Raw genomic sequence first — 26123 nt, forward strand, 5'->3', positions numbered from 1 at the left:
GCTGGTTCATCACTTTCCCCTGTTCCTGTTTCTGGTGTGGGTGACGCTTGTATCTGTGCTGCTCGATTGCTCTTGCATGTGCCGGCCAGCCATTCTTCCGATCAATGCGTCACTGGCTGTCGCGCCCTCAAAGAAGATGGACCAGCAGGACGCACCATGGGCAGGGATGCCCCCGCCATTCATACGGAGGCAAGCCGCCCATGTGGGGACGTACACAACGTTGGACCTATCACTGCCCAGCCTGCGGTTGGCTTCGTATCACCCCGCCAGCGGGGGATGTGCGTCTGCCGGGGCTGACGCACTTCTCCCATTGCCCGCAGTGCAGGTCACCCGCCGTCTCTGGCCGCCCCACCCGCACCCTCGACCACCTTTGGGACGGTCTGCCTGAGGCTTGGCGGAAGGCAGGCCCCAAGCCATAGCGACATTCAGGCAAAGACAGGTCATGCCAGGCCACACCCGCATCAAGCGGGCGTGAGCACCCGTCTTGCTGCATCGAGGAAAGCGGCATTGATCTGGTCCGCATCGACAAGAAGTCTGGACAGGGCGTCGAGGTTCATCGCCGCGTTGATGGTCTCCACGTTCTGGGTTGCCGAACGCATGGTTGCCGCATCCTGGACATCTCCCTGCATCAGGTCCAATGCAAGCGCACGCGCGGCCGAGCGGCAGGCCTTCGCCGTCGCGATGGATTCGGTGATGGCACTGCGATAAAGCTCGAACACCTCGTTGATCCGATCCTCGACATGCTCCATCGGCAGACGACCCTTGGGACGCTCACGCAGGAAGTCCTGCATGGATTTTCCACGGAATTCGTACTCCTTGCCGTACTTTGAGGAGTAAACACTGATGCCCTCAACCGTGATTCCATTCAGCTCGATTTCGTCCTCGATCTGCCCCAGGATCTCTTCAATCTGATCAGCTGATCGCAGATCGGCCTTGTTCAGAACCACGTAGACAGGGCGTCCCTCGAAACCAATCTCCTTCAGGAATTCGATATCCGAATCCGGAGTCGTACCGTTGGCGTCAATTCCGATGACCCAGAAGAGCACATCCGACTTCCGCGAGTGAGACACGGCTACCGCGCGATCGCTCTGACTGAAACTACCCTCCGTACCCGGGTTGTAGCCGGGGGTATCCATCAGACAGATGTTGCCGGTGCGCTCGGTGTCCATGCTGGTACCGACGCTTACCAAGGGCATGATCCGCTTGAGGTCAAAGCTGAACTTCTCGACAAACGCACGGGACATTTCCTGGTAGAACCCGGCATCCAGATCAATACAGCCGCCGTTGAACGAATACGCCTGGATCTGCGTCTGCTGCGCGGGATACACGTAGCTGGGGATGACGGTTGCCGGCGTGACGCTGGAGAGCAGCTTGAAATCCTTGCCGAGGAAGCTATTGATGAAGGCCGACTTTCCGCTGCTGAAGCCACCGACCACCCCCACGACCGTGCGGCGGAAGATGTCCGGATTGGCCGCCATCAGGTGCAGCTCCTGCTGGATGGACTGCAACAACCTCAGCGCCTTCGCTTCGTCAGCGAGGGACGCCTCGGCACTCGCAAAGCGCATATAGTCATCATCGAGCAGCTTCTGGAAGGCTTCGATTCCCTCATTTCGCGGCGGCGGCACAGCAAGCAGGCGCGAAACGAGCGCAAAGCGGATCTGCGTTGCGGCATGTTCGGCCTGCAGAAGATCCAGGTCGCCACCCAATTGGCGGCTCTGCTCCTGCTCGCTTTCAAGCGCAGCCTGGGTTGCAGCATGCTGCATGGACTGCACCTTAAGGCGGTCCTGGGCATCCACCAGGCTCGTCGTCAGTTGCGCCCGGGCCATCTTCTCGGCGCCGTAGCGCTGGCTCAGGTCCAGTTCGCGCCTGCCCGCTTCCTGAAGCTCCTTCTGCAGCTCCTGCGAGACCTGCCTCTGGGCATCGAGTTCGCCAGCCAGTGCCTGCTCGCGGGTCTGCGCATCGTCACGCTCGCGACTACGGGTGGTCTCACTCTCGGCCAGGGCCTTGGACACATCCTTCAGCTCGGTTGCCCGCTCCGCCAGAGCCTCGGATGCGTGCTTCAGTTCAGCTTCCCGCTCTGCCAAGGCAAGCGCTCGTTGCTCCGCCGTGATGTTGAGCCGTCGATGGTCCTCCACGATGGAGATCCAACGCTGGCTGGCTGCGTCCATCTGCTCCTGGATGGCGGTCACGTGAGGCCGACGGCCCCACGGCTTCCACCCGGCGAGGTAGGTAAGGTGCTGCGCGCTGGCGCCATCGAACAACGGCCTGCCATTATCACCACTCACTGCATTGCCTCCAACTCCGCATCCATCATGGTCAGTGTCGCCCGCGTCTTTTCAGCTTCCTCCATCAACTTCTGCAGCGCATCGAACTGCGACTGGATATATCCAATGAACTCGCCAGCAACAGACTTGGGAATTTTCGACCAGACGCCCTCCACATAGCCGCTGACCGCATCCTGAGCCGCGTTCTGCAAAGTGTGTATTGCATGCATTGCTTCCGCGAGATACTGGCCCGCCTGCTCGCCTCTCAACTTCACGGTCGCTGCCGGCGTGCCCAGCACAGGTGCTCGGATCAAAACTTTAGGAAAATCCACGCTATTGACGATGCTCTTGAGTGCTGAGTAGACAGCTTCAATGTCCAATTCATCGCCCAGTTCATTACGGGCCGTGCTCACCAACTCCGAAAACAGAGCTCTGTCAAACTTGACCTGCTCATGCCTCGCTTCCTTGTTGAGATCGGTCCGCAGCTTACTTGCGAAAGCCGACACCGAAGCCTTTACCGATGCTGGCAGGATGGTTGCCTCGGTCTCGTCGTATTCACGATAGCCGCCGTCCCATAGCTTCTTGGCGAGCCAGTTGAGTGCACCGTGAGACTCGACTCGAACTTTCCGGGTCTCGGTTCCAACCGTGCGCTTCACGCCGGAATCGGCAGCGTCGAATGCGGAATCGATGACGCGTTCCATGGAAGCTTCGAGATGCTCGACAAAGTCTCTACTCACCCGCATCAGTTTTTCGTCGAGCGCGCGCGTGAGATCGATCCGTTTGCGCTCAAGCGCCCGTTTGTTCTTCTTCAGATCAGTCAGGCCCACATCGCCAATGTCACCTGCGCGCAACGCCAGCTTCTTGCGCAGCTCACGCAGCAGTTCGACCTGCTTCCGCTCCTTGGCATCCAGCAGGTCCTGGCGCCGAGCGGCCAGCACGCGCGCTTTCGCTAGACGGGTCTGTTCCACCACCTCATGCAGACCGGCCATGTTGGCCAACTGATCGAGATTGGTGCGTGACAGCCCTGGATTGTCATCCCTGAAGTAGTCCGGGTAGGTTTCCTTGAGGTTCTGCCATGCCGTCAGGCGGCCACCTTGCCAATCCGCCACGCTGTCGAACTCGACGGACATCGAATGGCACATGCCGGAACTGTGGATGATCGCATCCTCACCCTTGTCCACCAGGCTCTGGAATACATCGCCAACCTCGGGGTTGGAGAGCTTCAGCTTATCCAGCACCTTGCCCGCATGGCCCGCAAGCTCCCGCCGCAGACCGGTCAGCGAAGCATGCAGCTGTGCCTGCATTTCCGAACCATGCAGCGTGTTGTCCACCTGGCTGGCAACCAGCACCAGTTCGCGGATGCCCTCGGCAGCGGTGATCCGCGCCATCACGTCCAGATCTTCCTGACTCATGAACTGCGCTGCCGGGCTGACGACAAACACCACATCGCAGCACTTCAAGAGATCATGGGTGCGTGCCTCGCGCGATGCGACCGGGTCATTCAGCCCCGGCGTATCGATGATGCGCAGCCCGCGCAGCGCCTCCACCGGCATCTCGATGTCGACGCTCTTGGTTACAGGCATGTAGTGACCTTCCGCGGCAACGTAGTCCGCCAGCAACGCCGCCAGGCCCTCTACGTCGTCGGCCTCCAGCGGCTTGTCCTCCTTCAGGCGGGCCAGCGAAAGGCCGGACGCCGTGATCTTCGCCCACTGTTCGTGCGAGGCCTGCAAGGACGGCTGCTGGGTGGCCAGTGCCCGTCGGGCACCCCGCTCGGCCAGCTCCCTTCGGCGCTCAGGGTCCAGGCCCGCACGCCCTTCCGTGCGTCGCAGCTCTTCGATCAGCGACTTCTCAAGCAGGTCGCTGTACACAGCAGCAGCCTGCTCGATGTTGGCAAGATCCGCCTGGGAGTAGAAGCGCGCGGTCGCCTTGAACCGCTCGCCGTAGGTCAGCGTGGTCAGTGCTGCGGTCATCGGCGTCGCCGCCTGCGGCAGTACTGACTCCCCGTTGAAAACCAGCGCGTTGAGCAGCGTCGATTTGCCGGCCTTGACCCGGCCGACAATGCCAATGTCCATCAGGCGATTTTCGTCGTCCAGTCGCAACAACGCTTCCTTCAGGCTATCGATCGTGTCGATCTCCCACTGCGACGAAGCCCCGACGGCGCCATTGAGAATGTCGGCGTGTGCTGCAAGCCACGTGATCAACTTCTGCTGACGGTCCAGGATCACTTCAGCACTCATCGGGCGGACTCCAGCGCGACGACTTCGTTCGCAACGGAGGTCAGACCAGCTTCCGCAGCGTCAAGTGCTTTCACGCGTGCCGCGCGGGCAGGACTGCTCTGCTCGGCCACAACACTTTCCAGCAGCTGCCGTTTTTCCTCGATGGCCGTCTTGAACTCATGCACGGCCTGCTCGATCAGGCCATCAACCTGTGCCTGCAGCAACTCGGGCAGCTTGGTCCGGAACTCGCGCTGTACCGACGGAATAACCTGGTTGTCGATGGTCTTGCGCAGCTCCTCCTCGCGGAGCTTGCGCGACACAAACCCGAGGATCTCCGGCAGGAAGATCACGACCAGCTCGATCGCCGGAGCCACGACGCTGGTGGTGACCGCCAGAACGGTGGTGATACTGCGGAAGGCAACTCGGGCTCTCTGGGTCTTCTCCCGATCATTCTCGTCATCACCGGCATAGGGACGCAGCAGCTTCTCGTCTTCACGCGCCTTCTGCAGGTTGCCCTGCCAGCGCTCGAGCGCTTGACCGGTCTGGGTCAGCGTCTCCTGCACGCGCGTCTGCATCTGCTGCGTCCAGTCCGGTCCGCCGACACTGCCAACCTCATCCACCTCGCGCTGAGACAGGGATTTGGCCAGATCACCAATCGCCTGCTGGCTCAGCCCTTCCATGCGTTCCTTGACCACACGACTCAAGCGCTGGCGGGAAATATCGCTGACGACCTGCGCAAACCGCGGGTTGTTGCCACCGGCAGCGGCCGCCTGCAGCTCACTGGAGGCCTCGCGAAGGGCCTGGCCTACTTCCTCAACGCACTGTTCGACCACCTGGCTCAGGCGGCTACGGCCCAGCTTGGCGACGAGGGCGTCGCGCTGGGCGTTCAGATCATCCAGGGCATCATTCAGCTGACGTACGCTGCGATCAATATCCGCATCGCTCTGATCCAACGCCTTGCGTGCCATTTTCACCTGGGCACGAGCGTGGGCAAGCTGGCGCGAGATTCGCGGCAGGAAGCGGCCGATCCACAGATCACTTGCACTGATCTTGGGCAGCAGACTGGCCAGTCCATTGCCCTGCTTGCGGTCGTCGCGTGCCATGGCCGGCGCAACGCCCAGGCGCAGCTCAAGCTGCTCCCGTACAGCCACTTCCACGGCATCCACTTCTTCGGCCGAACGCAGGTTCGCCTTGCTCAGCAGGATCGAGAATCCAGCCTCATAGGTCTGCATGGTTTCAAGCTGGCGCAGCGTCGACTCGGCCAGAGTACCGTCGGGCACGCTCACGGCCACGATGAAGTGCGCGCCACGCGGCAGATAATGGGCGATGGCCTTGTTGTGGCTGTCCAGCGAGGAGCCGAAGCCGGGCATGTCCACGAGAACCTGTGGATACAGCGCTTCCAGGCGCGGGTCGTCCAGATGCAGTTCCAGGTGCGTGTACGACGAGGCCCGCGGCTTGATGGACAGCAAGTCCTCCACGGCGAGCCGATCACTGCCACCATCGGCACGGTGCGCCAGAACGTGGGGATCCCGGCTGAAGCGCAACTCGGTGGCCAGCTCAGTCTCCGGGGTGATACCGACCGGGAGGATGTCCGCGCCCAGGAAGGTGTTGATCAGCGAGCTCTTTCCTGCACTGAACGCACCGATGATCGGTACCAACAGTTCGGCCCGCTGCATTTCTTCGGCGAGCGAGTGGTTTTCAGGCAGTTCGATCGCTGCGCTGTCAGCCAGCGTCGTAATCCGGTCCAACAGACCAAGGCATTGATTCTTAACAGCGAACATCTGTTTCCCCTGTGTGGCGTGTAGGTCGAAGGAGTAGCGCGGAAAGATTGTGTTGCGGGCGTGCGACATCCGGCGTCGCACCCACACGTCAGTAACGCTGTGCGGCGCTTCGGTGGCGAGCGGCGATATCGTCGGCCAGTGCTGCGGGAGCCAGAACGCGTACCGATGCGCCCAGGCCGAGCAGCCACCAGCGCAGTTGGGCGGAGTCATCGACGGTGGCCCGCAGACGGGGAACAAGACCGTCCCCGACGTCCAGCTTCTGATCACGGGAGAGCGGTGTCTCCGCCAGGTGCTGGGCCAGGGCTTCATCAAGCTCCAGCTCAACGGACAGAGGTCCCTTGCTCTCGAAGCCAGCGGCAACCCGGCTCGCATAGTTTCCGAGTTCGAAGGACTCAGCACCTTCGGTGTCGGCGTCGAGCATTTCTGCACGCTGTACCCGGTGCAGCGACAGCGTAGTGGTCTCCGTGCGCCCATCAATCCGTCCAGCCAGGTAACTGGACGTTCCACGCTGGATCATCCCGTAGGGATGGAAGACGTACTCACTGGCATCGCTACGGCCACGGGCCACGTAGTACAAGCGCAGCTGCTTCTCGTTGAAAAGCGCCTGGTGCACGTTGACCGCCACGTCGGTGTCCACCGCAGCCGGCAGCAGGGACTGGCTGGCTGGCACGACGGCGACCTTCTCGTGCCAGCGCCGCGTGGAACGCGTCGTGCGGACCGCCGCCAGCGTCTTCTCTGCCTGGTCAAAGAACGGCGTCAGTGCAGGCCAGTGATTGGCTGGCAACAGTCCCTGCAGGTTGCGCTGCGCGGTGAGCAGCACCACCGCCTGTGAGACGGACATGCCCGGCATGCTGAAGGCGGCCGCGCCGCGCATCCATGCCCAACCATAGGGTTTCTGAAGATCATTGCTCTCGATGGGGAACTGCAGCGACAGGGCGTTCAGATCCCGCTCGATGGTTCGAGTACCCCCCTTGTAGCTCTCCGCCGCCAAGGTCTGGGCGAGCTCCTTCACGGTGCGGTAGTGCGGAGCAGGCTGCAGCAGCTGCAGCAGACGCCACTGGCGCGCCAGCGAGGAGCGGTTATCGGTGTCCATGTTGCCAGTCCTTTGTATGTTTCCACGACATCCCAGCAGGGGATGAGCCGATTCAACCGAAAGCTGCGACATCTGATGTCGCAAGAAGCCACTTCGGCCAACAACGGGTTCCTTCCCTTGGTCTCGTGATTATCTTGAATCCGATCACGATTTCACAGCAGACACAGGGCCATCTGCGGGTGCGGATGTGGAACGATGTGTGTTCCGATGGAGGATCAAGTAATCCAAACGCAAGCCGATAGCGGCCGGCTACGGATGCCAATGGCACGGCGCTCGGCGGGCAGCGACGCATGCCTGCACGGGGCGCCTCGTGGTGGATCGCTCTGCAGCAGAATCTATCGCCAACTCGCGCGCGATGTCTTTAGGAATGGTCTGAAATCCAATCGCGCCGCCACGATCCCGGGAGCGCCGAGTATCGGCCCGGGTGACGCGACACAGGTTGTCGCACCCCTCTGCAGAATGGACGCCGAAGGATCGGAACAGGGGCATTGGACGCCCCGCTACTACCCAGGAAGAGGGACTGCATGTTCAAGATTATCGGTGCCACGGTGGTTTACGGTTTCGCGCTGTATGGGCTGGGCCGCTGGCTGACGGACCAGCAGCTTGTCGGCGCAGATGACTGAGGCTCGGCAGAGCATGTGGGGACTGGCGCAAAAGTCGACCTACCATTGCCGAGACTGCGGCTGGAAGCGGACGCTGCCTTCGTCCGGGGATGCGCGTATCGAGGGACTGACCTGGTTCCGCACCTGCCCCGAGTGCCGCTCCACTGCGCTGGCGTGCGGCAGCGCAGCCACTCTGGATGCGCTTTGGCAGGGATTACCCGAGGCTTGGCGGAGTGCGCGACGTTCGGAGTAGTTTCCCAGCCGGAGGTGCCATGCATAATGGCAAATCTTACAGGGGGGAAAAATGGATTCGACTGCTCTGAAGGAAGTGCATCGTCAGATTCGCGATGCACAGCCGGACTCGACGCGCGTGCGCCTACACCGCGCCATCAGCTGGCTCAACCGCGCCGAACAGGAAGACGAGGATACGGACGCGCGATTCCTGTTTCTGTGGATTGCGCTGAACGCAGCCTATGCCCAGGAATTCGGATTCGAGAATGCCGAGCGCGAACAACTGCGCAGGTTCTTCGATGCTTTGCTGAGGCATGACAAGCAAGGAAGCCTGCAGGACATCCTGTTCAAACAGTTTCCCGGGCCTATCCGAACCCTTATCGGGAATCGCTTTGTCTATGCACGCTTCTGGAAGGCGCTGCGGGAACATGACAGCAGCAACCAGTGGGCAGAGCGCTTTGCCAAGGACCAGCGCTCGGCGCTGCAGGCCGTAGTTGAGCGGCGTACTGAAGTCGTGCTCTCCATCGTGCTTGACCGGCTGTACGTACTGCGCAACCAGCTGGTACATGGCGGGGCCACGTGGGACAGCCATGCCAATCGTGAGCAGTTGCGAGATGGCGCCGCCATCCTGGGCCAACTGGTACCGGCAATCCTGCATCTGATGATGAGGGACGACGCGCCCGACCTGGGTGAAGTCGCCTACCCGATGATCCACATCTGAACCACGGCACGGCCAGAGATTTCGGCAGGCCCGGCAACGCGGTTTAGGGACTGAGCGCATGGCTGGGACCCGCCCCAGCCATGCACGCTCCACGCCATCCCCCACCCCCAAGGGGATGATCATGCCCACGATCCTCGCCGGGCGGCTGGAAGGTTCTACCCACGCGCTATCACCCGCCACTACGACGTCGGCCTGGGCGCGGCCAGCCGGTCCAGGCAGGAGCCAGCCGGGGGATGGCCGCTATGCTGGCAGCGCACCGGAATGGAAACCACGTATGCCCCGTTTGAACACCGCCCTGGCACTGAACCTCGTTCTGATGCTGCTGGGCGCCACACCTGCCATGGCCATGGCTGCAGACCCGCAGGTTTCCACTGAAGTGTTCGTAGAGGCCGGTGACAACCCCTCCTTCAAGCTGCAGCAGGCGCCCGCCATTGTGTATTCAACGGCCCTCACCACATCGCCCGATACCTTCCCGCAGGCTCCCATGCAGGTGCTGCTGGTTGCTCAACTGGATGAGCTTGGCCACGTTTCCAACGTGATGGTGGCGCGGTCCAGCGGACTGCGGGAGCTTGATCGTGCGGCCCTTACCGCAGTGGACCAATGGCGCTTTGATCCGGTCGTGGTTGACGGCGTCGCGCTGCATGCGCGGGTTCGGGTGCGTTTGAGCTTCGTGCCTTCGGCCGAGGCGCCTCCTGGCTGAACCGCTGCTCCAATCTGTCGCAATTGGTCCTACGCCATGGCCCTGGCTGCGGGCATTCCTGCGCTTGAGGCCAATAGCGCCAAGCCCTTCAAGACCGTTGCAGCGCAATCGCTTGCCGGCTTAACACCGTGTGCGACAATGCCGAAAGCGTCAGGACTGGCAATGATCAGTCCTGTGGTTTCTTGGCATTTGGCAGCTGCACGGGTATCTCTTGGCGTGCCACCGGAAAAGGGTGGCGCGGGACTCGAAAACCCGTCTGAATACCCAATGCTTTGCGCTTGCCAGTCGGCGTCATCTTCGGATGGCGCCGGCTGGTAATCCGTTCGCGTTCCATGGCGGGCGGTGCGTGGGGGCCTTCGGGCCCGCCGGCTTGGGTATTCACCGGTTTTCGAGCCCGCACCGTCCGCCACCTTTATTGGTGGCGCTGCTATCTGTCCTGTACGGAGCATTGCCATGAACACTTCGGACTTCCGTTACCTGCACGCGCAGTACGATCCGGACAACGCCGAACCCGAGCGCGAACCGTCCGTCGATCCCAACGCCTTCGTCGCCACGCTGCACCGCATCGGAACTGGTGCGGCTGCGGATGGCCAGCCTTGGCCAGAGCGGCATCAATTGCCTGGGCGGTGTCTTCAGCTGGCGGACGCGGATTGCGCGCTGGCTGGGCTGCGCGTGGTGGCGGAGCTGATCTTGGCTGCGGAGCGGACTCGGCAGAACGGTGCGCCCGAGGAGTACCTGGGGGATCGGGTTATGGAAGGATTGAAGATGGCGTGTGTGGCGTTGACGGCGCAGGTGACTGAGCGGTTGCAGGTGCGGGAGTAGCACGTGTGCATGAGCGGCCGGCTCAGATAGTTAAGGGAACCCAGCTACTGAGCTCGCCGCTATGCGCGGCGGGTGGGCTCACTTGAGGAGAGACGTTGCCATTCGGCCTCCAGTGTTCAGGCATCACCAGCAATCCACGCTCTAGATCAAAGGGCAACACCCAAAGCTGTAGTTCGGCGCTGAAATCGAAGGCGGAAAGGGGCTGCGCGAATCCCGCGTGCTGCGGATAGACCAGCGCCATCTGCCCTGCTCCACCCAGGTAGCTCTGCCCGTAGGCAAACATTTGATAGAAGTCGGATTGTTTGAGCCCGTACTTCTCACGCGCATCGCTGGCCGTCGCATCCAGCACCTTCCACTTCGTGTCAAGTACGCGGAGCTCATCGCCTCGTCGCAGCAGAAAATCTGGAATCAGATTGAACCAGCTTGCCCCGCCATGGCTGCACAGGTACTCCGACGCTGCACCGCCAACCCGCCACTCCGGCGCGAACTGGCACGCTAGGCAAGCGCCCACGTAGCGCTCAAACAGCCGCTCCATGGGGAACATCATGCTTGGGCTGCGCCAATCGCCCGCCAATGCCAAGGGACTCTGGCCCGACAAGATCAGCTCGCATAGCGGACGGACTTCACGATAGTGGGCCATCAGCCGGTCGCTGCCCCAAGCGCGCAGATCGTTAGCCACCTGGGTACTTCGTGGCACGCTGGCCATACGCGTAGACAACTCCTGGGCAAGTCTCCAGGTTCCCGCGTTGCGCGTACGTGCACACACGCGATCCAGGGCGACGCGCAGTAGCCGGTTCTCAGGCCTGTCCTCGCTAAACACATCGTGCTCGATGTTGAAGACGTGGGCACGAGTGGGCGACTGACGTAGCTGACGCGACATATCCAGGCGACCACGCAGGAATAACTGCTCCTCGCGGACCTGTGTGTAGTCGAAGCGAAGTCCGCGCTTTAGTAGTTCATCCAGCGCGCCGATGAATCGCCCCATGACCCATTCATTTAAGGGCGTATCGAACAGAGTCACGTCGGCGGGACTACCTTCCCTCGGTGGGAGGTCTAGCACGGTGCATAGCATGCGGCGCAGCAACCGCCTCGCGCCCAGCGCATCATCCGGATGTTCAACGTGCTTCGGCAGCACCTCCAATGTGGTGCCGTCGGGACATTCCACTACACCCACATACTGGTCCAGACGCAGCCAGCGTGCGCCATCGCGCTGCATGAGAGCCGCACCGCCCGCGCGCAAGCGCTCGAACTCACCACAGAGCCAGTCAAAGGACGCCTGCGGCAAGAAGGCGGCATCCAGCCCCTCCTGCCGCGGACCGCCTTCTGAAACGCCGATCCGCGCATACTCGCGCACAGTGAGCACAGCCATCGGTCAGTCTGCCTGGCCGACGAGAATTCCCCGGTAGCTGGCTGCCTGCTCGAACGCTGCCTCATGGATGTACCAATTGGCAGTGTCAGGTGCGAGCTTTGCCTCCGGAGCAAACAGGCGGTTCAACTGCAGCTCTCGCTGGCGCAAGAAGCGCTCACCCAGCGGCTTCGCATCGTCGTTCAGTACCCAAGCGATGCGACGCCAGTCTTCGAAGAAGTACTCCTGCAGCAACGGCAGAATGCGCAAGCGGAACGCCTCAGCCAGCCCAGGCAGATCCTTGGCGCCCATCAAGTACGCATGACCGATGAGATGGTCCCGGCCGAGCAACACTTCGATACGGTTGTTTAGGGTACTTAACAGTTCACCCACGCGAATACCGTCGACGTCCCAATCAAGCAGCTCCGGCTGGGGCGGCATTTCGATGAACCGGAAGCGTCGGCGCAGTGCTACGTCCATCGCAGCTAGCGAGCGATCCGCAGTGTTCATTGTGCCAATGATGTGCAAGTTAGCTGGCACCGCAAAATCTTGCTTGGAGTACGGCAAGCGAACGGACAACGCTTCATCCATACCCTGCCGCTTACTGGGCTCAATGAGGGTAATGAGCTCGCCGAAGATACGGGCGATGTTGCCCCGGTTGATCTCGTCGATGATGAGCACGTATGGCAGGTCACTGTGTTGCGCATCGATGCAGAGTTCGAGGAAGATCCCGCTCTCAACGCCATATTCGAGCGCACCGCTTGCACCTGCACGAGCCTTCAGGCCCTCCACGAAGTCCTCATAAGCGAAGCTCTGGTGGAAGGTGACGAAGCGGATGCGTCCTTCTTCATGCAGAGCATCGAAGCGTTGCTTGAGCACGGCTCGCGCGCCAGCCCCCTGGCCCTTGGTGGCGGCCAGCAACTCCGAATCGAGGATCTCCAGAGCCTTATCCACCACACCATAGGTCTTGCCGGTACCGGGGGGGCCAAAGAAGATGGTGTTGGAGGGAGCTAGCTTAGACTGGGCAGCGGACGTGCTCTGGCTCCCGCGTTCCCCGCTAATGGCTGGCGAGGGGATGGAATTCAGCTGACGAATTTTTACCAGGGCATCGTAGGATCGGATAGCGGCATCCAGGTCGGCTATCAAATCTACGTCTTCAGGAAGTTCTTCGACTCCATAGCGTCGATACGCGATGGTAGATGCTTCGTACATCTTCGCCTTATCGTGCGAGGACCGCAGATTAATCCCTTCATCGAACTTAAAACCGGCCGAACTCAGCTCAGGAATCAGGCTTCTCATTTCCACAGCCCTTTCACTGAGAGTTCGAACCACTTCCTTGCGAGCAAGCGAATTTAGTTCAGTGACACCCTGGGCTATGGTTAGATAGACCTCGTCACCCGTCTGACTAAACAGATATACGATGTAAATGCCCCGCTGGGTGCTATCGGTCTCTCTTCCATCCAAAATCGACAGCCACGGGATCGTAGCCCAGTTCCCTTTTCCATAGCCCGCGACAACCTTGAGATTGCCGTTCGCCTGCACTGGCGAACTATCTTCAATGCGCCGCTTGAGAGAGCCAAAAAGTACCTGGACATCACTGCCGCTACTGAAGGCGACCTCTGAACGAGCCTTTCCATACTGGCGAAGAATAGAGGAAATCAGCCAACCGATCGATTCAGCCCCATTCTGCTGTTCACTTTCCATCTCCACCCGCACCTGATAAGCCACGCCCCGTCAACAGAGCCGAATACGACAACAGTAGCGTAAGGCTCTGAATCCATCAACTTCACTGGGCAACATCTTCAACGAAACCGTAAGAATGGGTGGAATTCCACAAGGTTAATCGAGAACAGTGCCAACGCTCTTAATTTATCCGGTGCTCCTACCAAATGCCTGTCACGCATCGTTTGTAGGTAAAGTCTACGCGGGTGGAATCGAGGCGAACAATCCAGAAGCACTGCCCACCGTATTCATCTGAATCAACCACGAAGTAGTCCACTCCTACCCCAATCTTTTCCTTCACGCTGATATGCCGAGACAGAAGCGAATTCAGTTCGATTGCGTCTGCATCGGATACGCGCTCGCCCCGACGATACGAATTAAGCATATTACGGTAGAATTCCAAAGCATCTTTTTGGCGCGCGAATTCTCGCTCTCCGATCTTTACAGGTTTTGCAGGCATAACTCACCCAAGTCATTTATAGATACCAATCAACCACAGGTCTGAGCTTTTGGTTGACATCCGAAACACTCCTCTTGAACACAATCTCCTCATCGCTTATTCGGAGGACATGGGGGATGAGCTCTTCTATCTGATCAGGAAGAAAACCATACCGCATCAAAAGCACAGTGACCTGATCGTTAGTTCCGAATCTAAGTAGCTCAATAAACTTCTGTGCGCGCTCATCCTTTGTTTGGCTGTAGTAGATGCGCGCTGCAGCAGCGAATACGTCAAACAAGCTGAATGATATAACCTTGTCAAGATAGTCATATGTATCAAACATTACAACATCATAGCTAACGCGACTCTTTGGCGTATTTTCAGGATAGAGCGAGAACCTTCTCTTCAGTGCGGAGTCGGGGAGAGTGGTCGCGGGCTGGGAAAAGTCTGCGTGTACTTTATCCCTCTCATCGCGGCGAGAGATCGAACTGTAGCGCATGCCGACGATCTCTCTAAAAGTCCTTCCGGAGAAGGATTGAATTAGTATAAATATCGCTTCTTTGAAAACAGCACTCTCTCCGTCGTATAGCGCTCTACCCATGTAGGCTTCGTAGATCAGCCTCAGGCCCGCCTCCAACTGTGCTCGCTCCGTTCGCCTCTCATCTCCTCGAAGTGCCTGCTTAACCGGCGTTCCTTCCACATACAGGAGACCAAGAACGGAATTCATTGCTTCAATGGATGGACTCGACTGGAGGCGCGCGGCCCTACTATTCGGGATATGTAGCTCGTCATCGAATTCAGAATCTCTTATTGCCTCCACCACTTCCATGTCATGACCCGCCGCTTCTCCGTCAATAAACTCGATTACTGACTCATCGGACAGCCTGTACTCATCCTTCAAACGATCCATAAGAAGCCTGGCACTTTTGGTGTAAACATAACCAAAATCAAAATTTCCAGAATCGGACAATCGACCAGCACGACCAATAAGATTCTTAAATGCTAAGGAGCGCTTAGCCTCATCTTCAGCGCGAATCGACATAGTATTCAGCCATACGACGTCGAAAGGCATATTCACGCCCTGAGCGAGGGTGCTAGTCGCGAAGCAAATCCGGCAGTATCCAAGCCTAATATAATCCTCCAGCATGAATCTAACCTCAAGAGGAACGGAGCCATGATGAATGACCACTCCTTTGCGCAAAAGCTCAATCATCTTTGATCGATGATTAATATGATTTGCCCCGACAATCTGACTGATCTCATCAATTATCGATAGAGCCTTTTCGTTTGAGAGCGAAGGCAGGGAGCCGACGTAGCTCTCAAATTCGCCCATAAACTTGCCATCATAAATCGACTGCTTGCTTACGTAGGCGAGTATCGATTTTCCTGAACTAAAAGCGAATTCCGAGAACCCCCCTTGGAATTCAATACACGAGGAAAGCAAATTGCCGCGATCAGCAAACGGGCTGAAGTAGTAATCCTTTCCGTTCGAGTGTCTCTGTATGAATATTTTACCAACAGCCCCTTGCTCATACGATCTTGAGAAGGCACTTTTGCTGTCAAATCCATGCTTCTTAAACTGCGCATCAGGATTGGCCACGAAAGGATGAGCAAATATCATCTTGGCATTAGGAAAGTCCTTAGACACCCGTCTGACAAGATGATCGAAAACCACACCCCTCATACCCTCTTCAGAAACCTGAGCCTCATCAAAGAAGAAGACCCTAATATTCAGATCGAGAGAATTGTCAAATATTTCCCTGGCGCGCTCCGGAGTTAGCACCAGTATTTTTCTTGGAGATCTAGCCTTAAATACAGAATCGACGAAGGGCATCACCATAACGCCCTTCTCTCCAGAAAAGTACTGCCGAAGAGACCCTACATATTCAGCAATTAGCGCCCGAGATGGAACGACTATAACGGCGTCACCTTCCCCTTTAGAGATAAAATCTCTAATTGAGTAAGATTTTCCAGCACTTGTCGGTGCCGAGATAGAGACCAAATTATGATCCCTAATGGCAGACACCAGGCTCGCCTGCACAGGAGTAAGGATATGATCACCATCCACTCTATTTGCCTCACCCATTCTAGAAATGAGAAATGAGTAAAGGCTTTCAGGCGCTCCAAGTTTGTAGAACAGCCCCATAGAGGCGATTATATCTTGCTCGAATCTTTCGAAGCACTGAGGGTGAAATTCCCTATAAAGGCTTATTGCCTCCAACTTTTCCTGGGAGTCTGGCCCATTCTTATGAAGATCCTCAAGAACTTTAGATAGCGTCTGAATTGGAGCGGGATCATTCATAACAAACTCAGGCGTCATTAGAAACCCCCACCAGAAAAATTTGCTTGAGTCCGAATTTTTTGGAGAGCTCTATGGCTGACGCCAGAGCATTGTTCATGATAGTCACGTGGTTCTTCCCGTTAATCGAGAAGGCTGCTACCACTCCAAACTCGTCATTTGCCAAGAGCTCTGCGGGCTCGGGGCAGATGCTAGATAGATGGACATAGTCCCGGTGATGCTTTTCAGCCTCAATGAAGTCAGACACCTGGGAAATTGCCAAACCATGAGGTGATCCGTTTCCAGAGTATTTTGCCTCCCCGAAGTTCAGCCTTCCATTTCCGCATATTGTGTGGAAGTCGAAGCCCTCGTTCTGCTTCCGCTGAGGCTTCCACAGCTCTGCCAACGGGACCTCTGTATGGCCGAGAAGCGACTTAAGGGCTCGAGCGGACCCCATCGACACCATGAGCTCGCCAAATTCTTCCGCTACCGGAGATCCCGGCACGACTTTGAAGATCTCGCAGAGAATTGCCGAAGTTTCCTCAACAGTCTTTCGGTATGCACGCTGAGTACCTTTGTCGAGAGCGGCCATCCACGATGTGTCGACGACAGTCTCGGCCAATCGCGCGGAAAGCTTGGAGATATCCTTTACAGAAACTCTGCAGGATACGATGGAAAGGGCGGCGTCCCCCGCCATTGGTGAGTGCTCGCACCCCCAGTCAACATCTGTACAACTAGTTCCAGCGGACATCCCTTCCCCCGTATGCAATGCATTTGTACAACTTACCAAATATCGGGGAGGCAGTGACCTTCTTTAGTTCTATACGCAAGCCACCTAGGTCAGCCAAAAAAAAGCGGCCACAAAGGCCGCTTTTTCTACTTCATAGCTGTGTATCAAACCCCAACAGGATTAGCCTTTTCCGGATCAATCTTGTACTGCTTGATCGCCCGGGCCACATCCTTCGCGGTCATCTTCCCTTCCTTCGCCAGCGCCGCAATCGCGGCATGCGCGATGTAGTACCGGTCAACCTCGAAGAACCGACGCAGGTTTGCACGCGTATCCGAACGGCCGAAACCATCGGTACCCAGCACCGTGTACGACATCGGCACGAACGCACGGATCTGGTCCGCATACGCACGCACGTAGTCGGTGGCGGCAATCGCCGGGCCCTGGCGGCCTTCCAGCAGCTCGGTCACGTAGGCCTTGCGCTGCTCACCTTCCGGATGCAGGCGGTTGGCACGTTCCACGTCGAAACCATCGCGACGCAGTTCGTTGAAGCTCGGGCAGCTCCAGATGTCGGCGGTCACGCCGAAGTCCTTGTCCAGCAGCTCGGCAGCGGCAATGGCTTCGCGCAGGATGGTGCCCGAACCCAGCAGCTGCACGCGCAGCTCGCCCTTCTTCGGCTTGCCGGCGTCGGTCAGCAGGTACATGCCCTTGACGATGCCTTCGGCCGCGCCTTCCGGCATTTCCGGGTGGGTGTAGTTCTCGTTCATCAGGGTGACGTAGTAATACTCGTCAATCTGATCTTCCATCATCGCCTTGGTGCCGTGCTGCAGGATCACCGTCACTTCGAAGCCGAAGGTCGGGTCGTAGCTGCGCACGTTCGGGATGCCACCGGCCACCAGATGGCTGAAGCCGTCTTCGTGCTGCAGGCCTTCACCGTTCAGCGTGGTGCGGCCTGCGGTGCCACCCAGCAGGAAGCCGCGGGTACGCATGTCGGCGGCCTGCCAGGCGATGTCGCCCACGCGCTGGAAGCCGAACATCGAGTAGTAGATGTAGAACGGCAGCATCGGCACGTTGCTGACCGAGTAGCTGGTACCGGCCGCCATCCACGAGCTGATCGCACCCGGCTCGCTGATGCCCTGCTGCAGCACCTGGCCGCTCTGGTCTTCGCGGTAGAACATTAGCTGGTCAGCGTCGACCGGCTTGTACTTCTGGCCGAACGGCGCGTAGATGCCGATCTGGCGGAACAGGCCTTCCATACCGAAGGTACGGGCTTCGTCGGCCACGATCGGCACGATGTGCGGGCCCAGTTCCTTGTCACGCAGGGTGATGTTCAGACTCTGCACGAAGGCCATGGTGGTGGAGTAGCTGCGCTCGCCACTGCTCTTCAGCAGGCGCTCGTAGGCTTCCAGTTTCGGCGCCACGAAGGTCTTGTCGGCCTTGCGGCGGCGCTGCGGCAGGTAACCGCCCAGCGCGGCACGGCGTTCCTGCAGGTACTGCACTTCCGGCGAATCCGGGCCCGGGTGGTAGAACGGCACCTGGCCGTCGGCCAGCTGCGCGTCGGTCACCGGAATGTTGAAGCGGTCGCGGAAGTGGCGCACCGCTTCGTCGTCCAGCTTCTTGGTCTGGTGGGTCGGGTTCAGTGCCTCACCGGCGCTGCCCATGCCGTAACCCTTCACGGTCTTGGCCAGGATGACGGTCGGCATGCCCTTGGTGTTCACGGCCTGGTGGTAGGCGGCGTACACCTTGTGCGGGTCGTGGCCGCCACGGTTCAGGCGCCAGATGTCGTCGTCGCTCAGGCCGGCCACCATCGCAGCGGTTTCCGGGTACTTGCCGAAGAAATGCTCGCGGGTATACGCGCCGCCGAAGGCCTTGCAGTTCTGGTATTCGCCGTCGACGGTTTCCATCATCAGCTTCTTCAGGACGCCGTCGCTGTCCTTGGCCAGCAGGGCATCCCAGTAACCGCCCCACAGCAGCTTGATCACGTTCCAGCCGCCGCCACGGAACACGCCTTCCAGTTCCTGGATGATCTTGCCGTTGCCGCGCACCGGGCCGTCCAGGCGCTGCAGGTTGCAGTTCACCACGAAGATCAGGTTGTCCAGGCCTTCACGGCCGGCCAGCGCGATGGCACCCAGGGTTTCCGGCTCGTCGCTCTCGCCGTCGCCGATGAAGCACCACACCTTGCGGTCGGACTTCTCGATCAGGCCACGGTTTTCCAGGTAGCGCATGAACTGCGCCTGGTAGATGGCGGCCAGCGGGCCCAGGCCCATCGACACGGTCGGGGTCTGCCAGTATTCCGGCATCAGCCACGGGTGCGGGTACGAGGACAGGCCACCGCCGTCCACTTCCATGCGGAACTTGTCCAGCTGCTCTTCGCTGATGCGGCCTTCCAGGAAGGAACGCGCGTAGATGCCCGGGGCGCTGTGGCCCTGGATGAACAGCAGGTCGCCCGGGTGGTTTTCGCTCGGGGCGCGCCAGAAGTGGTTGAAGCCCACGTCGTACAGGGTGGCGCCGGAGGCGAACGAGGCGATGTGGCCGCCCAGGTCACCCGGCTTGCGGTTGGCGCGGACCACGGTGGCCATCGCGTTCCAGCGGATGATCGAACGGATGCGCCATTCCAGCTCGGCATTGCCCGGGCTCTTGGCCTCGAGCTGCGGCTCGATGGTGTTGACGTACTCGGTGGTGGGAGAGAACGGCAGGTAGGCGCCCGAACGACGGGTCAGTTCCACCATGCCTTCCAGCAGCTGATGCGCGCGCTCGGAGCCCTCGACATCAATAACGGCCTTCAACGACTCGATCCACTCCTGGGTTTCCACAGGATTCGGGTCGTTGTTCAGCACCTCGTTCAACCAGTTCATTAGCGCTCCCATAACCGCACGCACGCGCGCGACTGTTGTATAGATTTCTAGACCGCAAAGTGTAGCGCACCAAGGGCTTTCGTCACTTGGCTACGCAGGCGTATGGATGCAACCGGCCAGTGTCCGCAAGGGGCTTGCCGGGCCCGTTGAAGGCCCTGCGGCGGGCATTGTTGGCTGCGCGGGCTGTCGCTTGCGGGCCGCTGCACCCATGTGCAGGACGCAGTGTTACCGCTGCCGATGACGGTTGTACGGCAGCGCCATGCCCACCTGTATCGGCTCCGCGTGCTGGCGCTGAACGGGCGACAACGTGTCGCACCTGCCTCTGGATCGCCCCCCGCCCTGCCCTCAGGGTAGGCTTCGAGTGTTGGCCTCGCCCGCTTCGGTCCGCCGTCTGGCCCTGCCTCACTCCCTTCCACAGTGTTGCCCGGGGCGCCTCGCAAGGGGCGCCCCTTTTGCTGTGCGCGGGGCCGGCCGTGGCCCAAAACTGACCTGCTTGTGGCCGGATCTATGATTGTCGGCTTCGATATATCGATATATCGTTTGCACACTCGTTTACCGATATATCGAAATGAGCCGTACCGCTTCTCCCAGAGCCCGTTCCACCAATCCGGAAGTGCCACGCCGCAACGGCCAGCCGCGGGTGCTCAGCCGCGGCGACCTGCGCCTGCTGGTGCTGGCCCTGATCGGCGAGCAGCCGCGCCACGGCTACGAGCTGATGCAGCTGATCAGCAACCAGTTCATGCAGGCCTACACGCCCAGCGCCGGCACCATGTACCCGCTGCTGGCCAGCTTCGAGCAGGCCGGCTGGATCGAGGCCGAGGAAGTGGACGGCAAGCGGATCTTCCGCATCACCACCGCCGGCGAGTTCGAGCTGAAGGTGCAGCGCACCCAGGTGCGCCTGGCGCAGCGACGTGCCTTCGACCGTGCCCGCGAGATCACCAAGGCCTCGCTGCCGCCGCCGCTGGCCGGCGCCCTGCGCGAGTTCAAGCGGGCGCTGGTGCATCACCACGGCCGCTGGGCCGAGGGCGAGGCAGAAGAAGTAGCGGCGCTGCTGACGCGGGCGTCCGCGCTGCTCAACGGTACGGCCGGTAGCGAGAGCCAATCCTTTTCTACGACCCAGCCAGACTGAATCCAGCCAGGTCGCCCCTACGCCGCGCGCCCCCGCGCGACACCTTTACAGGTAACCCCATGACCGAACACAACAACACGCGCCTGCGCCTGGATGTGCGCTTCCGTGAACTGACCGTGCTGTGCACCGAAGAGGTCACCCCGCACATGCGCCGCATCGTGCTGGGTGGCGCCGAGCTGGCCGGTTTCGATTCGCCCGGCGCCGACGACCACATCAAGCTGTTCTTCCCCAATGCCAGCGGCGAGATGGTGCTGCCGGTGGTCACTGCCGAAGGCCGCAGCTATCCGGCCGGCAAGGAGCCCTCACCGGCCCGCGACTACACGCCGCGCTGGTGGGACCACGAAACCGGCGAGCTGGCCATCGACTTCGTGCTGCACGACCAGGGCATTGCCGGGCCGTGGGCCGAGCAGGCCAAGGCTGGCGACACGCTGGTGATCGGCGGCCCGCGCGGCTCGTTCGTGGTGGCCGACAGCTACGACGCCTATGTGCTGATTGGCGATGAAACCGCGCTGCCGGCCATCGCCCGCTGGCTGGACGTGCTGCCGGAGGATGCCGAGGTGCAGGCCTTCATCGAAGTGAGCGATGAAGCCGAACGCCAGGACCTGCCGCAGTACGAGAACGTGCGTATCCACTGGCTGGAGCGCAATGGCTTCCCGGCAGCGAGCAGCACGCTGCTGGAAGACATGCTGACCGACTTCGAAGCGCCGGAAGGCGATGTCTTCTACTGGATCGCCACCGAATCGCGCCGCGCCCGGATGATGCGCAAGTTCATCGAAGGCCACCTGGGCGTGCCGCGCGACTGGATCCGCTCGACCGGCTACTGGAAGGCCCACCCGGACGAAACCGACGGCGATTGATCGGGCAGCCGGTGGGTGCGGACCCTGCTTGGTGGGTGCGGACCGTTGGTCCGCACGCCCTCCGATGGGTAGTGCCGGCCGCTGGCCGGCAACCTCATGAACCTTCGGCAGGAACCTGCAGCTGCCGGCCAGCGGCCGGCACTACCGCGTTGGATGCCACCTGCCGCGTCCACCCAAACCGCTGCGCGGCCCAGATCTCCAGCGCCACCAGCAGCGCGATGATCAGCAACGGCAACAGCAGCCCGAAGTACACGCCGGACATCATGCCGTTGATCTGCGCCTTCACCAGCCGCAGCACGCCACGGGTGTGCAGCAGCTCATCCACATGCATGGTCAGCGCCTCGCGCACCACCTTGGGCTCCAGGCCGAGCGTGCCGGCCTTGTCCACCAGCGTGTCTTCCACCATGCCGCGCAGCAGGCCTTCGCGCACCTTGCCGATCACCCAGCCGGTGCCGCGCGCCAACGGGCCGTTGCCAAGACGATCAAGACCGGGCAACGGATGTTCGCTCAGGTAGGCCGAGGCGATGGTGTCGGCCACATCCCCCACCGTGCCCTGGCTGCGCAATGCCTCGCGCATGCGCGGGTCGTCCAGCGAATCGGTGAAGCCTTCGCTCCAGCCTTCCACCAGGGTCTGCAGGTGCGGCTGGAAATGATCGAGCTGCTTGAACAGCGCGCGGTGCGCGCCAGCAGTAAAGCCCAGCTGCAGGCCGAAGAAGGCGGTGGCCAGTGGCAGCAGCACCACGTAGCTGGCCAGCAGCCAGTGATGCCAGCGCTTGCGCCGCTGCAGCCAACCGCGGCGGTGCAGCCAGCGCCAGGCGAAGATGCCCAGCACCAGGCCAAGCAGCGTACCGAGCAGGCTGCCACCCAGCAGATCGAGCACGCTCAGGCCCGTCCAGAATTCGTTCAACCAGTACTGCGTGTCCTGCATGGGTCTTCCTTCCGTGGATGCGGCTGCGCCTGAAATGCCAGCCAGGTAGAGTCGACTGTCAGTCGACTATCGCGCGCAGCGCGGAGGTTTCCGGCATCGCGCCAAGAGCAGTCGACTCTACCAAAGCGAAAGCCTCCCGGCCCGGAGCACGCCAAGCAATGCGACAATCGCGCTCCTTTCCTGCAGCAACGAGGGCCACATGGCCAAACTGACCCTGGCCAGCGTGGATGCGCTGCGTACCCGCTTTGCCGATGACGCCGCCTGCGACGCGGCACTGGCCGCCTTCGCCGACACCGCTGCCCTGCGCGCACCGCTGCGTGAGCTGGTGGAGGCACAACACCGCTACCTGCAGGCCGAATTCGAAGTGGCACAGGTGGCCGATGTGCTGCGCCGCGACCAGAAATATGCCCCGGTGGGCCGGCCGTCGATCAACATCGTGCAGCTGCGCAAGCAGCAGGCCGCGACCAAGCAGGCGGCGCTGATCGCACGCCAGGTCGTGGCGCAGGCCGCGCAGACCTTCGCGCGCGTGAGCGGGATGACGGTGAAGGCCAAGCAGAGCCCGAGCGAAGCGTGTGGGGCGTGGTTGGGCGCGCTGCGCTGAGGGATCGTGCGGACCAACGGTCCGCACCCACCAGATGCAGGTCCGCACCTACCAGATGCAGGTTGGCCCCTACCGGGTAGTGCCGGCCGCTGGCCGGCAACCCATCAGCATCGGGCACCTCGCATGCAGCCGGCCAGCGGCCGGCTCTACCAGAACCCCAAAAAGAAGGCCCGCTTTTCAGCGGGCCTTCTGCCTTCTCACGACGAGTGAGCGGGGTGCATCAAGCCGCCGGCTTTTCGCCGGTGGCTTCGGTGGTGATGCGGATCTTCACTTCATCGCTGACGTTCGGGGCATACGCGCCGACGCCGAAATCGCTGCGCTTCAGGGTGGTGGTGGCATCGAAGCCGGCGGCCGGAACCTTGGCCATCGGGTGCTCGCCGCCGCCGTTGACGGTGACGTCCAGGGTGACCGGCTTGGTGATGCCCTTGATGGTCAGGTCGCCGGTGACGGTCAGCTTGTTGGTGCCAGCGGCTTCCACCTTGGTGCTCTTGAAGGTGGCATCGGCGAACTTGGAGGCGTCGAAGAAGTCGGCGCTCTTCAGGTGCTCGTCGAACTTGGCGGTGAAGCTGTTCAGGCCGCTCAGCGGCAGCTTCACTTCCACGGTGGACTTGGTCACGTCTTCGGCGTTGTACACCAGGGTGCCTTCAACGTTGCCGAAGTGCGCGCTCGGGTTGGAGAAGCCGAAGTGGCTCCACTGGGCCAGCACGTCGGTGTGGGTCGGGTCCAGCTTGTAGGTGCCCGAGGCGATCTTGATCGCTTCGGCGGCCGGCGCAGCGGCAGCGGCATCGGCAGCCGGGGTGGCAGCCTGTTCGGTGGTGGCCGGGGCGGCAGCGTCAGCAGCCGGGGCAGCGGTGTCGGCCGGCTTGGAGCAGGCGGCGATGGCCAGGGTCAGGGCCAGCGGCAGCAGCAGTTTACGGGTGGCGCTCATCTGAGGAACTCTCCGGATCGTAGGGTGGGTACACGGTGCAGCAAGAGCCTGCCACGGGACGGCAGGCCCGAAACCGATACAACGACTTACGCGATGCGCGCCGCTTCGTCGAACGACAGGCGCGGCAGACGCGGGAACAGGCCCGCCGAGTCACCGTAACCCAGGTTGACCAGGAAATTCGACTTGATGGAGGTGCCGGCGAAGAAGGCTTCATCCACCTTGGCGGCATCGAAGCCCGACATCGGGCCGGCATCCAGGCCCAGCGCGCGTGCGGCCAGGATCAGGTAGGCGCCCTGCAGGCTGCCGTTGCGGATGGCGGCTTCGTGGCGGCCTTCCTGCGGGCCGTCGAACCAGGCCTTGGCATCGGTGTGCGGGAACAGGTACGGCAGCTTCTCGTGGAAGTCCAGGTCGAAGCCGATGATGACGGTGACCGGGGCGGCCATGGTCTTGTCGTGGTTGCCTTCGGACAGGGCCGGGGCCAGCTTGGCCTTCGCGTCCTTCGAGGTGACGAAGACGAAGCGGGCCGGCGTGGTGTTGGCGGCGGTCGGGCCCCACTTCACCAGGTCGTACAGTTCCTGCAGCAGGCTGGCCGGGACCGGCTTGTCGAGGAAAGCGTTCTGGGTGCGGGCAGTACGGAACAGCTGGTCGAGGGCAGCAGCGTCGAGCGCGTGGGACATCGGTGGATCTCCAGGGCGGCTAAGGGAAGTCAGTGCCCGCGGGCGGCGCGGGGCGAAACGACGAGCCGCAGTGTAGAGTGTCGCGACTGTTGCAACACCCAGCAGGGCTGAAACGAATTAATGCCACAGGTGAAACGATCGAGCGCGCCCTGGACGGTCACGGACGGCCGTGCGGGCAATGTCCGCCAGGCGGTCGCGCTGGCCTCTGCGCTGCGCCAGGGCACCCATCGGCCGCTGGTCCTGCAGCCCCGCGCACCCTGGCGCTGGCTGTCGCCGCGGCGGCTGCCCGGTGATGTGAACGGCTATGGCGAGGCATTCGCGACGCTGGCCGCGGACGCACCGCCGCTGGCGATCGGCTGTGGCCGTCAGGCCGCCGGCGCACTGCGCGTGCTGCGCGCACGTGGCAGCCAGGTGGTGCAGATCCTCGACCCGCGCATCAATGCCCGCCACTGGGACATGGTGGTGGTGCCCGAACACGATGCCCTGCGTGGCAGCAACGTGCTGACCTTGCTCGGCAGCCTCAATCCGGTGGACGATGACTGGCTGGCCTGGGGCCGCGCCGCGTTCGCCGGCTTCAGTACCCTGCCCGGCCCGCGCACCGCACTGCTGGTGGGCGGTCCGACGCCGCTGGCGCCCTGGGACGAGACCGCGATGGTGGGCGTGTTCCAGGCGCTGGCCGAGCAGATCCGCAGCGAGGGCGGCAGCCTGCTGGCCACCACCTCGCGGCGCACGCCACCGGCATTGGCCGAGATCCTGCGCGCGACGTTCGCCGACCTGCCGCACGTGATCTGGGGCGACGGTGGCGACGGTACGAATCCTTATGGCGGCCTGCTCGGCTGGGCCAACCGCGTGGTGGTCTCGCCCGATTCGGTGAATCTGCTGTCTGAAGCCTGCGCCACGCGCATGCCGGTGATGGTGGCGCTGGCCGATACCGCGCAGGGCCGCTTGGCGCGCTTCCAGCAGCAGCTGCGCGAGCGCGGGCGGTTGCAGGAACGCTGGCTGGACTGGCAGTACGACCGCATCGAGCCGCTGCGCGAGACCGCGCGGGTGGCGGCAGAGGTGAAGCAGCGCCTGGCATTGGGGTAGTGCCGGCCGCTGGCCGGCAATCCTCGGCGCCTGGCATCACGGTAGTGCCGGCCGCTGGCCGGCAATGCTCTACGCGCTACCGAAGATCCTGACATTGCCGGCCAGCGGCCGGCACTACCGG

At 61.3% G+C, this 26123-nt stretch carries 19 protein-coding genes; 7 read left to right on the forward strand and 12 right to left on the reverse strand.

Features of this window, described 5'->3' with window-relative positions; translation table 11 throughout:
- Nucleotides 1-461: 461 nt before the first annotated feature.
- The 4 genes from V3B48_RS12895 to V3B48_RS12910 all read right to left on the reverse strand — a co-directional run bounded on the left by V3B48_RS12895 (nucleotide 462) and on the right by V3B48_RS12910 (nucleotide 7354).
- Complete coding sequence (locus V3B48_RS12895) at nucleotides 462-2285, reverse strand: dynamin family protein (protein WP_329893831.1); 1824 nt, start codon at nucleotides 2283-2285, stop codon at nucleotides 462-464.
- Entirely contained in the window at nucleotides 2282-4501 is a 2220-nt protein-coding gene (locus V3B48_RS12900; RefSeq protein ID WP_329893832.1) for a dynamin family protein, read from the reverse strand. The genes V3B48_RS12895 and V3B48_RS12900 overlap by 4 nt, the downstream gene beginning before the upstream one ends.
- Nucleotides 4498-6261 (reverse strand): dynamin family protein, encoded by a 1764-nt coding sequence (locus V3B48_RS12905; protein ID WP_032968364.1) that lies wholly within the window; start codon nucleotides 6259-6261, stop codon nucleotides 4498-4500. The genes V3B48_RS12900 and V3B48_RS12905 overlap by 4 nt, the downstream gene beginning before the upstream one ends.
- An 88-nt stretch (nucleotides 6262-6349) precedes the next feature.
- Complete coding sequence (locus tag V3B48_RS12910) at nucleotides 6350-7354, reverse strand: WYL domain-containing protein (protein ID WP_004139622.1); 1005 nt, start codon at nucleotides 7352-7354, stop codon at nucleotides 6350-6352.
- Nucleotides 7355-8260: 906 nt separating this feature from the next.
- Between V3B48_RS12910 and V3B48_RS12915 the strand changes: the two genes are divergently transcribed.
- From V3B48_RS12915 to V3B48_RS12925, 3 genes are all read left to right on the forward strand, one after another.
- Entirely contained in the window at nucleotides 8261-8908 is a 648-nt protein-coding gene (locus V3B48_RS12915) for a HEPN domain-containing protein (RefSeq protein ID WP_182267144.1), read from the forward strand.
- 274 nt (nucleotides 8909-9182) lie between these two features.
- Nucleotides 9183-9608: an energy transducer TonB gene (locus tag V3B48_RS12920; RefSeq protein ID WP_329893833.1), complete on the forward strand. Its 426-nt coding sequence runs from the start codon at nucleotides 9183-9185 to the stop codon at nucleotides 9606-9608.
- Between the two features lie 453 nt (nucleotides 9609-10061).
- Nucleotides 10062-10430, forward strand: a complete 369-nt coding sequence (locus V3B48_RS12925) for a hypothetical protein (protein ID WP_329893834.1) — start codon at nucleotides 10062-10064, stop codon at nucleotides 10428-10430.
- A gap of 22 nt (nucleotides 10431-10452) precedes the next feature.
- Here the strand turns inward: V3B48_RS12925 and V3B48_RS12930 are convergent, their stop codons facing one another.
- From V3B48_RS12930 to aceE, 5 genes are all read right to left on the reverse strand, one after another.
- Entirely contained in the window at nucleotides 10453-11799 is a 1347-nt protein-coding gene (locus V3B48_RS12930; protein WP_329893835.1) for an McrC family protein, read from the reverse strand.
- A gap of 3 nt (nucleotides 11800-11802) precedes the next feature.
- On the reverse strand, nucleotides 11803-13503 hold the full coding sequence (locus V3B48_RS12935) for a DUF3578 domain-containing protein (protein ID WP_329893836.1): 1701 nt from the start codon (nucleotides 13501-13503) through the stop codon (nucleotides 11803-11805).
- A gap of 470 nt (nucleotides 13504-13973) precedes the next feature.
- The gene (locus V3B48_RS12940; protein WP_329893837.1) at nucleotides 13974-16238 is read right to left on the reverse strand and encodes a DEAD/DEAH box helicase; all 2265 of its coding nucleotides are present in this window, start codon (nucleotides 16236-16238) and stop codon (nucleotides 13974-13976) included.
- A 7-nt stretch (nucleotides 16239-16245) separates the two neighbouring features.
- The gene (locus V3B48_RS12945; RefSeq protein WP_329893838.1) at nucleotides 16246-16965 is read right to left on the reverse strand and encodes a hypothetical protein; all 720 of its coding nucleotides are present in this window, start codon (nucleotides 16963-16965) and stop codon (nucleotides 16246-16248) included.
- A gap of 143 nt (nucleotides 16966-17108) precedes the next feature.
- The gene (gene aceE / locus V3B48_RS12950) at nucleotides 17109-19796 is read right to left on the reverse strand and encodes a pyruvate dehydrogenase (acetyl-transferring), homodimeric type (RefSeq protein WP_099551316.1); all 2688 of its coding nucleotides are present in this window, start codon (nucleotides 19794-19796) and stop codon (nucleotides 17109-17111) included.
- Between the two features lie 568 nt (nucleotides 19797-20364).
- Here aceE and V3B48_RS12955 point away from each other — a divergent pair.
- On the forward strand, nucleotides 20365-20925 hold the full coding sequence (locus V3B48_RS12955; RefSeq protein WP_049399094.1) for a PadR family transcriptional regulator: 561 nt from the start codon (nucleotides 20365-20367) through the stop codon (nucleotides 20923-20925).
- Nucleotides 20926-20984: 59 nt separating this feature from the next.
- Nucleotides 20985-21782 carry a siderophore-interacting protein gene (locus V3B48_RS12960; RefSeq protein ID WP_329893839.1) on the forward strand — a complete coding sequence of 266 codons (798 nt, stop codon included), beginning with the start codon at nucleotides 20985-20987 and terminating at the stop codon, nucleotides 21780-21782.
- Between the two features lie 94 nt (nucleotides 21783-21876).
- On the opposite strand, the gene V3B48_RS12965 is transcribed toward V3B48_RS12960, so the two are convergent.
- Complete coding sequence (locus V3B48_RS12965) at nucleotides 21877-22710, reverse strand: hypothetical protein (RefSeq protein ID WP_329893840.1); 834 nt, start codon at nucleotides 22708-22710, stop codon at nucleotides 21877-21879.
- 199 nt (nucleotides 22711-22909) lie between these two features.
- Here V3B48_RS12965 and V3B48_RS12970 point away from each other — a divergent pair, with 199 nt between their 5' ends.
- Complete coding sequence (locus V3B48_RS12970) at nucleotides 22910-23311, forward strand: hypothetical protein (protein WP_329893841.1); 402 nt, start codon at nucleotides 22910-22912, stop codon at nucleotides 23309-23311.
- A 220-nt stretch (nucleotides 23312-23531) separates the two neighbouring features.
- On the opposite strand, the gene V3B48_RS12975 is transcribed toward V3B48_RS12970, so the two are convergent.
- Nucleotides 23532-24239: a YceI family protein gene (locus tag V3B48_RS12975; protein WP_132808959.1), complete on the reverse strand. Its 708-nt coding sequence runs from the start codon at nucleotides 24237-24239 to the stop codon at nucleotides 23532-23534.
- A gap of 86 nt (nucleotides 24240-24325) precedes the next feature.
- Complete coding sequence (locus V3B48_RS12980) at nucleotides 24326-24916, reverse strand: malonic semialdehyde reductase (protein ID WP_279914024.1); 591 nt, start codon at nucleotides 24914-24916, stop codon at nucleotides 24326-24328.
- Between the two features lie 120 nt (nucleotides 24917-25036).
- Here V3B48_RS12980 and V3B48_RS12985 point away from each other — a divergent pair, with 120 nt between their 5' ends.
- Complete coding sequence (locus V3B48_RS12985; protein WP_285302152.1) at nucleotides 25037-26002, forward strand: mitochondrial fission ELM1 family protein; 966 nt, start codon at nucleotides 25037-25039, stop codon at nucleotides 26000-26002.
- Nucleotides 26003-26123 lie beyond the last annotated feature (121 nt).

Origin of the sequence: Stenotrophomonas sp. SMYL20 (assembly GCF_036320045.1) — a bacterium.
GTDB classification, from domain to species: domain Bacteria; phylum Pseudomonadota; class Gammaproteobacteria; order Xanthomonadales; family Xanthomonadaceae; genus Stenotrophomonas; species Stenotrophomonas maltophilia_A.

Bases quoted from the DNA above. Each gene is read 5' to 3' on its own strand.
- V3B48_RS12925 (WP_329893834.1), top strand. From the start codon at position 10,062: ATGAACACTTCGGACTTCCGTTACCTGCACGCGCAGTACGATCCGGAC.
- V3B48_RS12980 (WP_279914024.1), bottom strand. From the start codon at position 24,916: ATGTCCCACGCGCTCGACGCTGCTGCCCTCGACCAGCTGTTCCGTACT.
- V3B48_RS12940 (WP_329893837.1), bottom strand. From the start codon at position 16,238: ATGAATGATCCCGCTCCAATTCAGACGCTATCTAAAGTTCTTGAGGAT.
- V3B48_RS12920 (WP_329893833.1), top strand. From the start codon at position 9,183: ATGCCCCGTTTGAACACCGCCCTGGCACTGAACCTCGTTCTGATGCTG.
- V3B48_RS12945 (WP_329893838.1), bottom strand. From the start codon at position 16,965: ATGTCCGCTGGAACTAGTTGTACAGATGTTGACTGGGGGTGCGAGCAC.
- V3B48_RS12900 (WP_329893832.1), bottom strand. From the start codon at position 4,501: ATGAGTGCTGAAGTGATCCTGGACCGTCAGCAGAAGTTGATCACGTGG.
- V3B48_RS12910 (WP_004139622.1), bottom strand. From the start codon at position 7,354: ATGGACACCGATAACCGCTCCTCGCTGGCGCGCCAGTGGCGTCTGCTG.
- V3B48_RS12955 (WP_049399094.1), top strand. From the start codon at position 20,365: ATGAGCCGTACCGCTTCTCCCAGAGCCCGTTCCACCAATCCGGAAGTG.
- V3B48_RS12960 (WP_329893839.1), top strand. From the start codon at position 20,985: ATGACCGAACACAACAACACGCGCCTGCGCCTGGATGTGCGCTTCCGT.
- V3B48_RS12905 (WP_032968364.1), bottom strand. From the start codon at position 6,261: ATGTTCGCTGTTAAGAATCAATGCCTTGGTCTGTTGGACCGGATTACG.
- V3B48_RS12965 (WP_329893840.1), bottom strand. From the start codon at position 22,710: ATGCAGGACACGCAGTACTGGTTGAACGAATTCTGGACGGGCCTGAGC.
- V3B48_RS12975 (WP_132808959.1), bottom strand. From the start codon at position 24,239: ATGAGCGCCACCCGTAAACTGCTGCTGCCGCTGGCCCTGACCCTGGCC.
- V3B48_RS12915 (WP_182267144.1), top strand. From the start codon at position 8,261: ATGGATTCGACTGCTCTGAAGGAAGTGCATCGTCAGATTCGCGATGCA.
- V3B48_RS12930 (WP_329893835.1), bottom strand. From the start codon at position 11,799: ATGGCTGTGCTCACTGTGCGCGAGTATGCGCGGATCGGCGTTTCAGAA.
- aceE (WP_099551316.1), bottom strand. From the start codon at position 19,796: ATGAACTGGTTGAACGAGGTGCTGAACAACGACCCGAATCCTGTGGAA.
- V3B48_RS12985 (WP_285302152.1), top strand. From the start codon at position 25,037: ATGCCACAGGTGAAACGATCGAGCGCGCCCTGGACGGTCACGGACGGC.
- V3B48_RS12970 (WP_329893841.1), top strand. From the start codon at position 22,910: ATGGCCAAACTGACCCTGGCCAGCGTGGATGCGCTGCGTACCCGCTTT.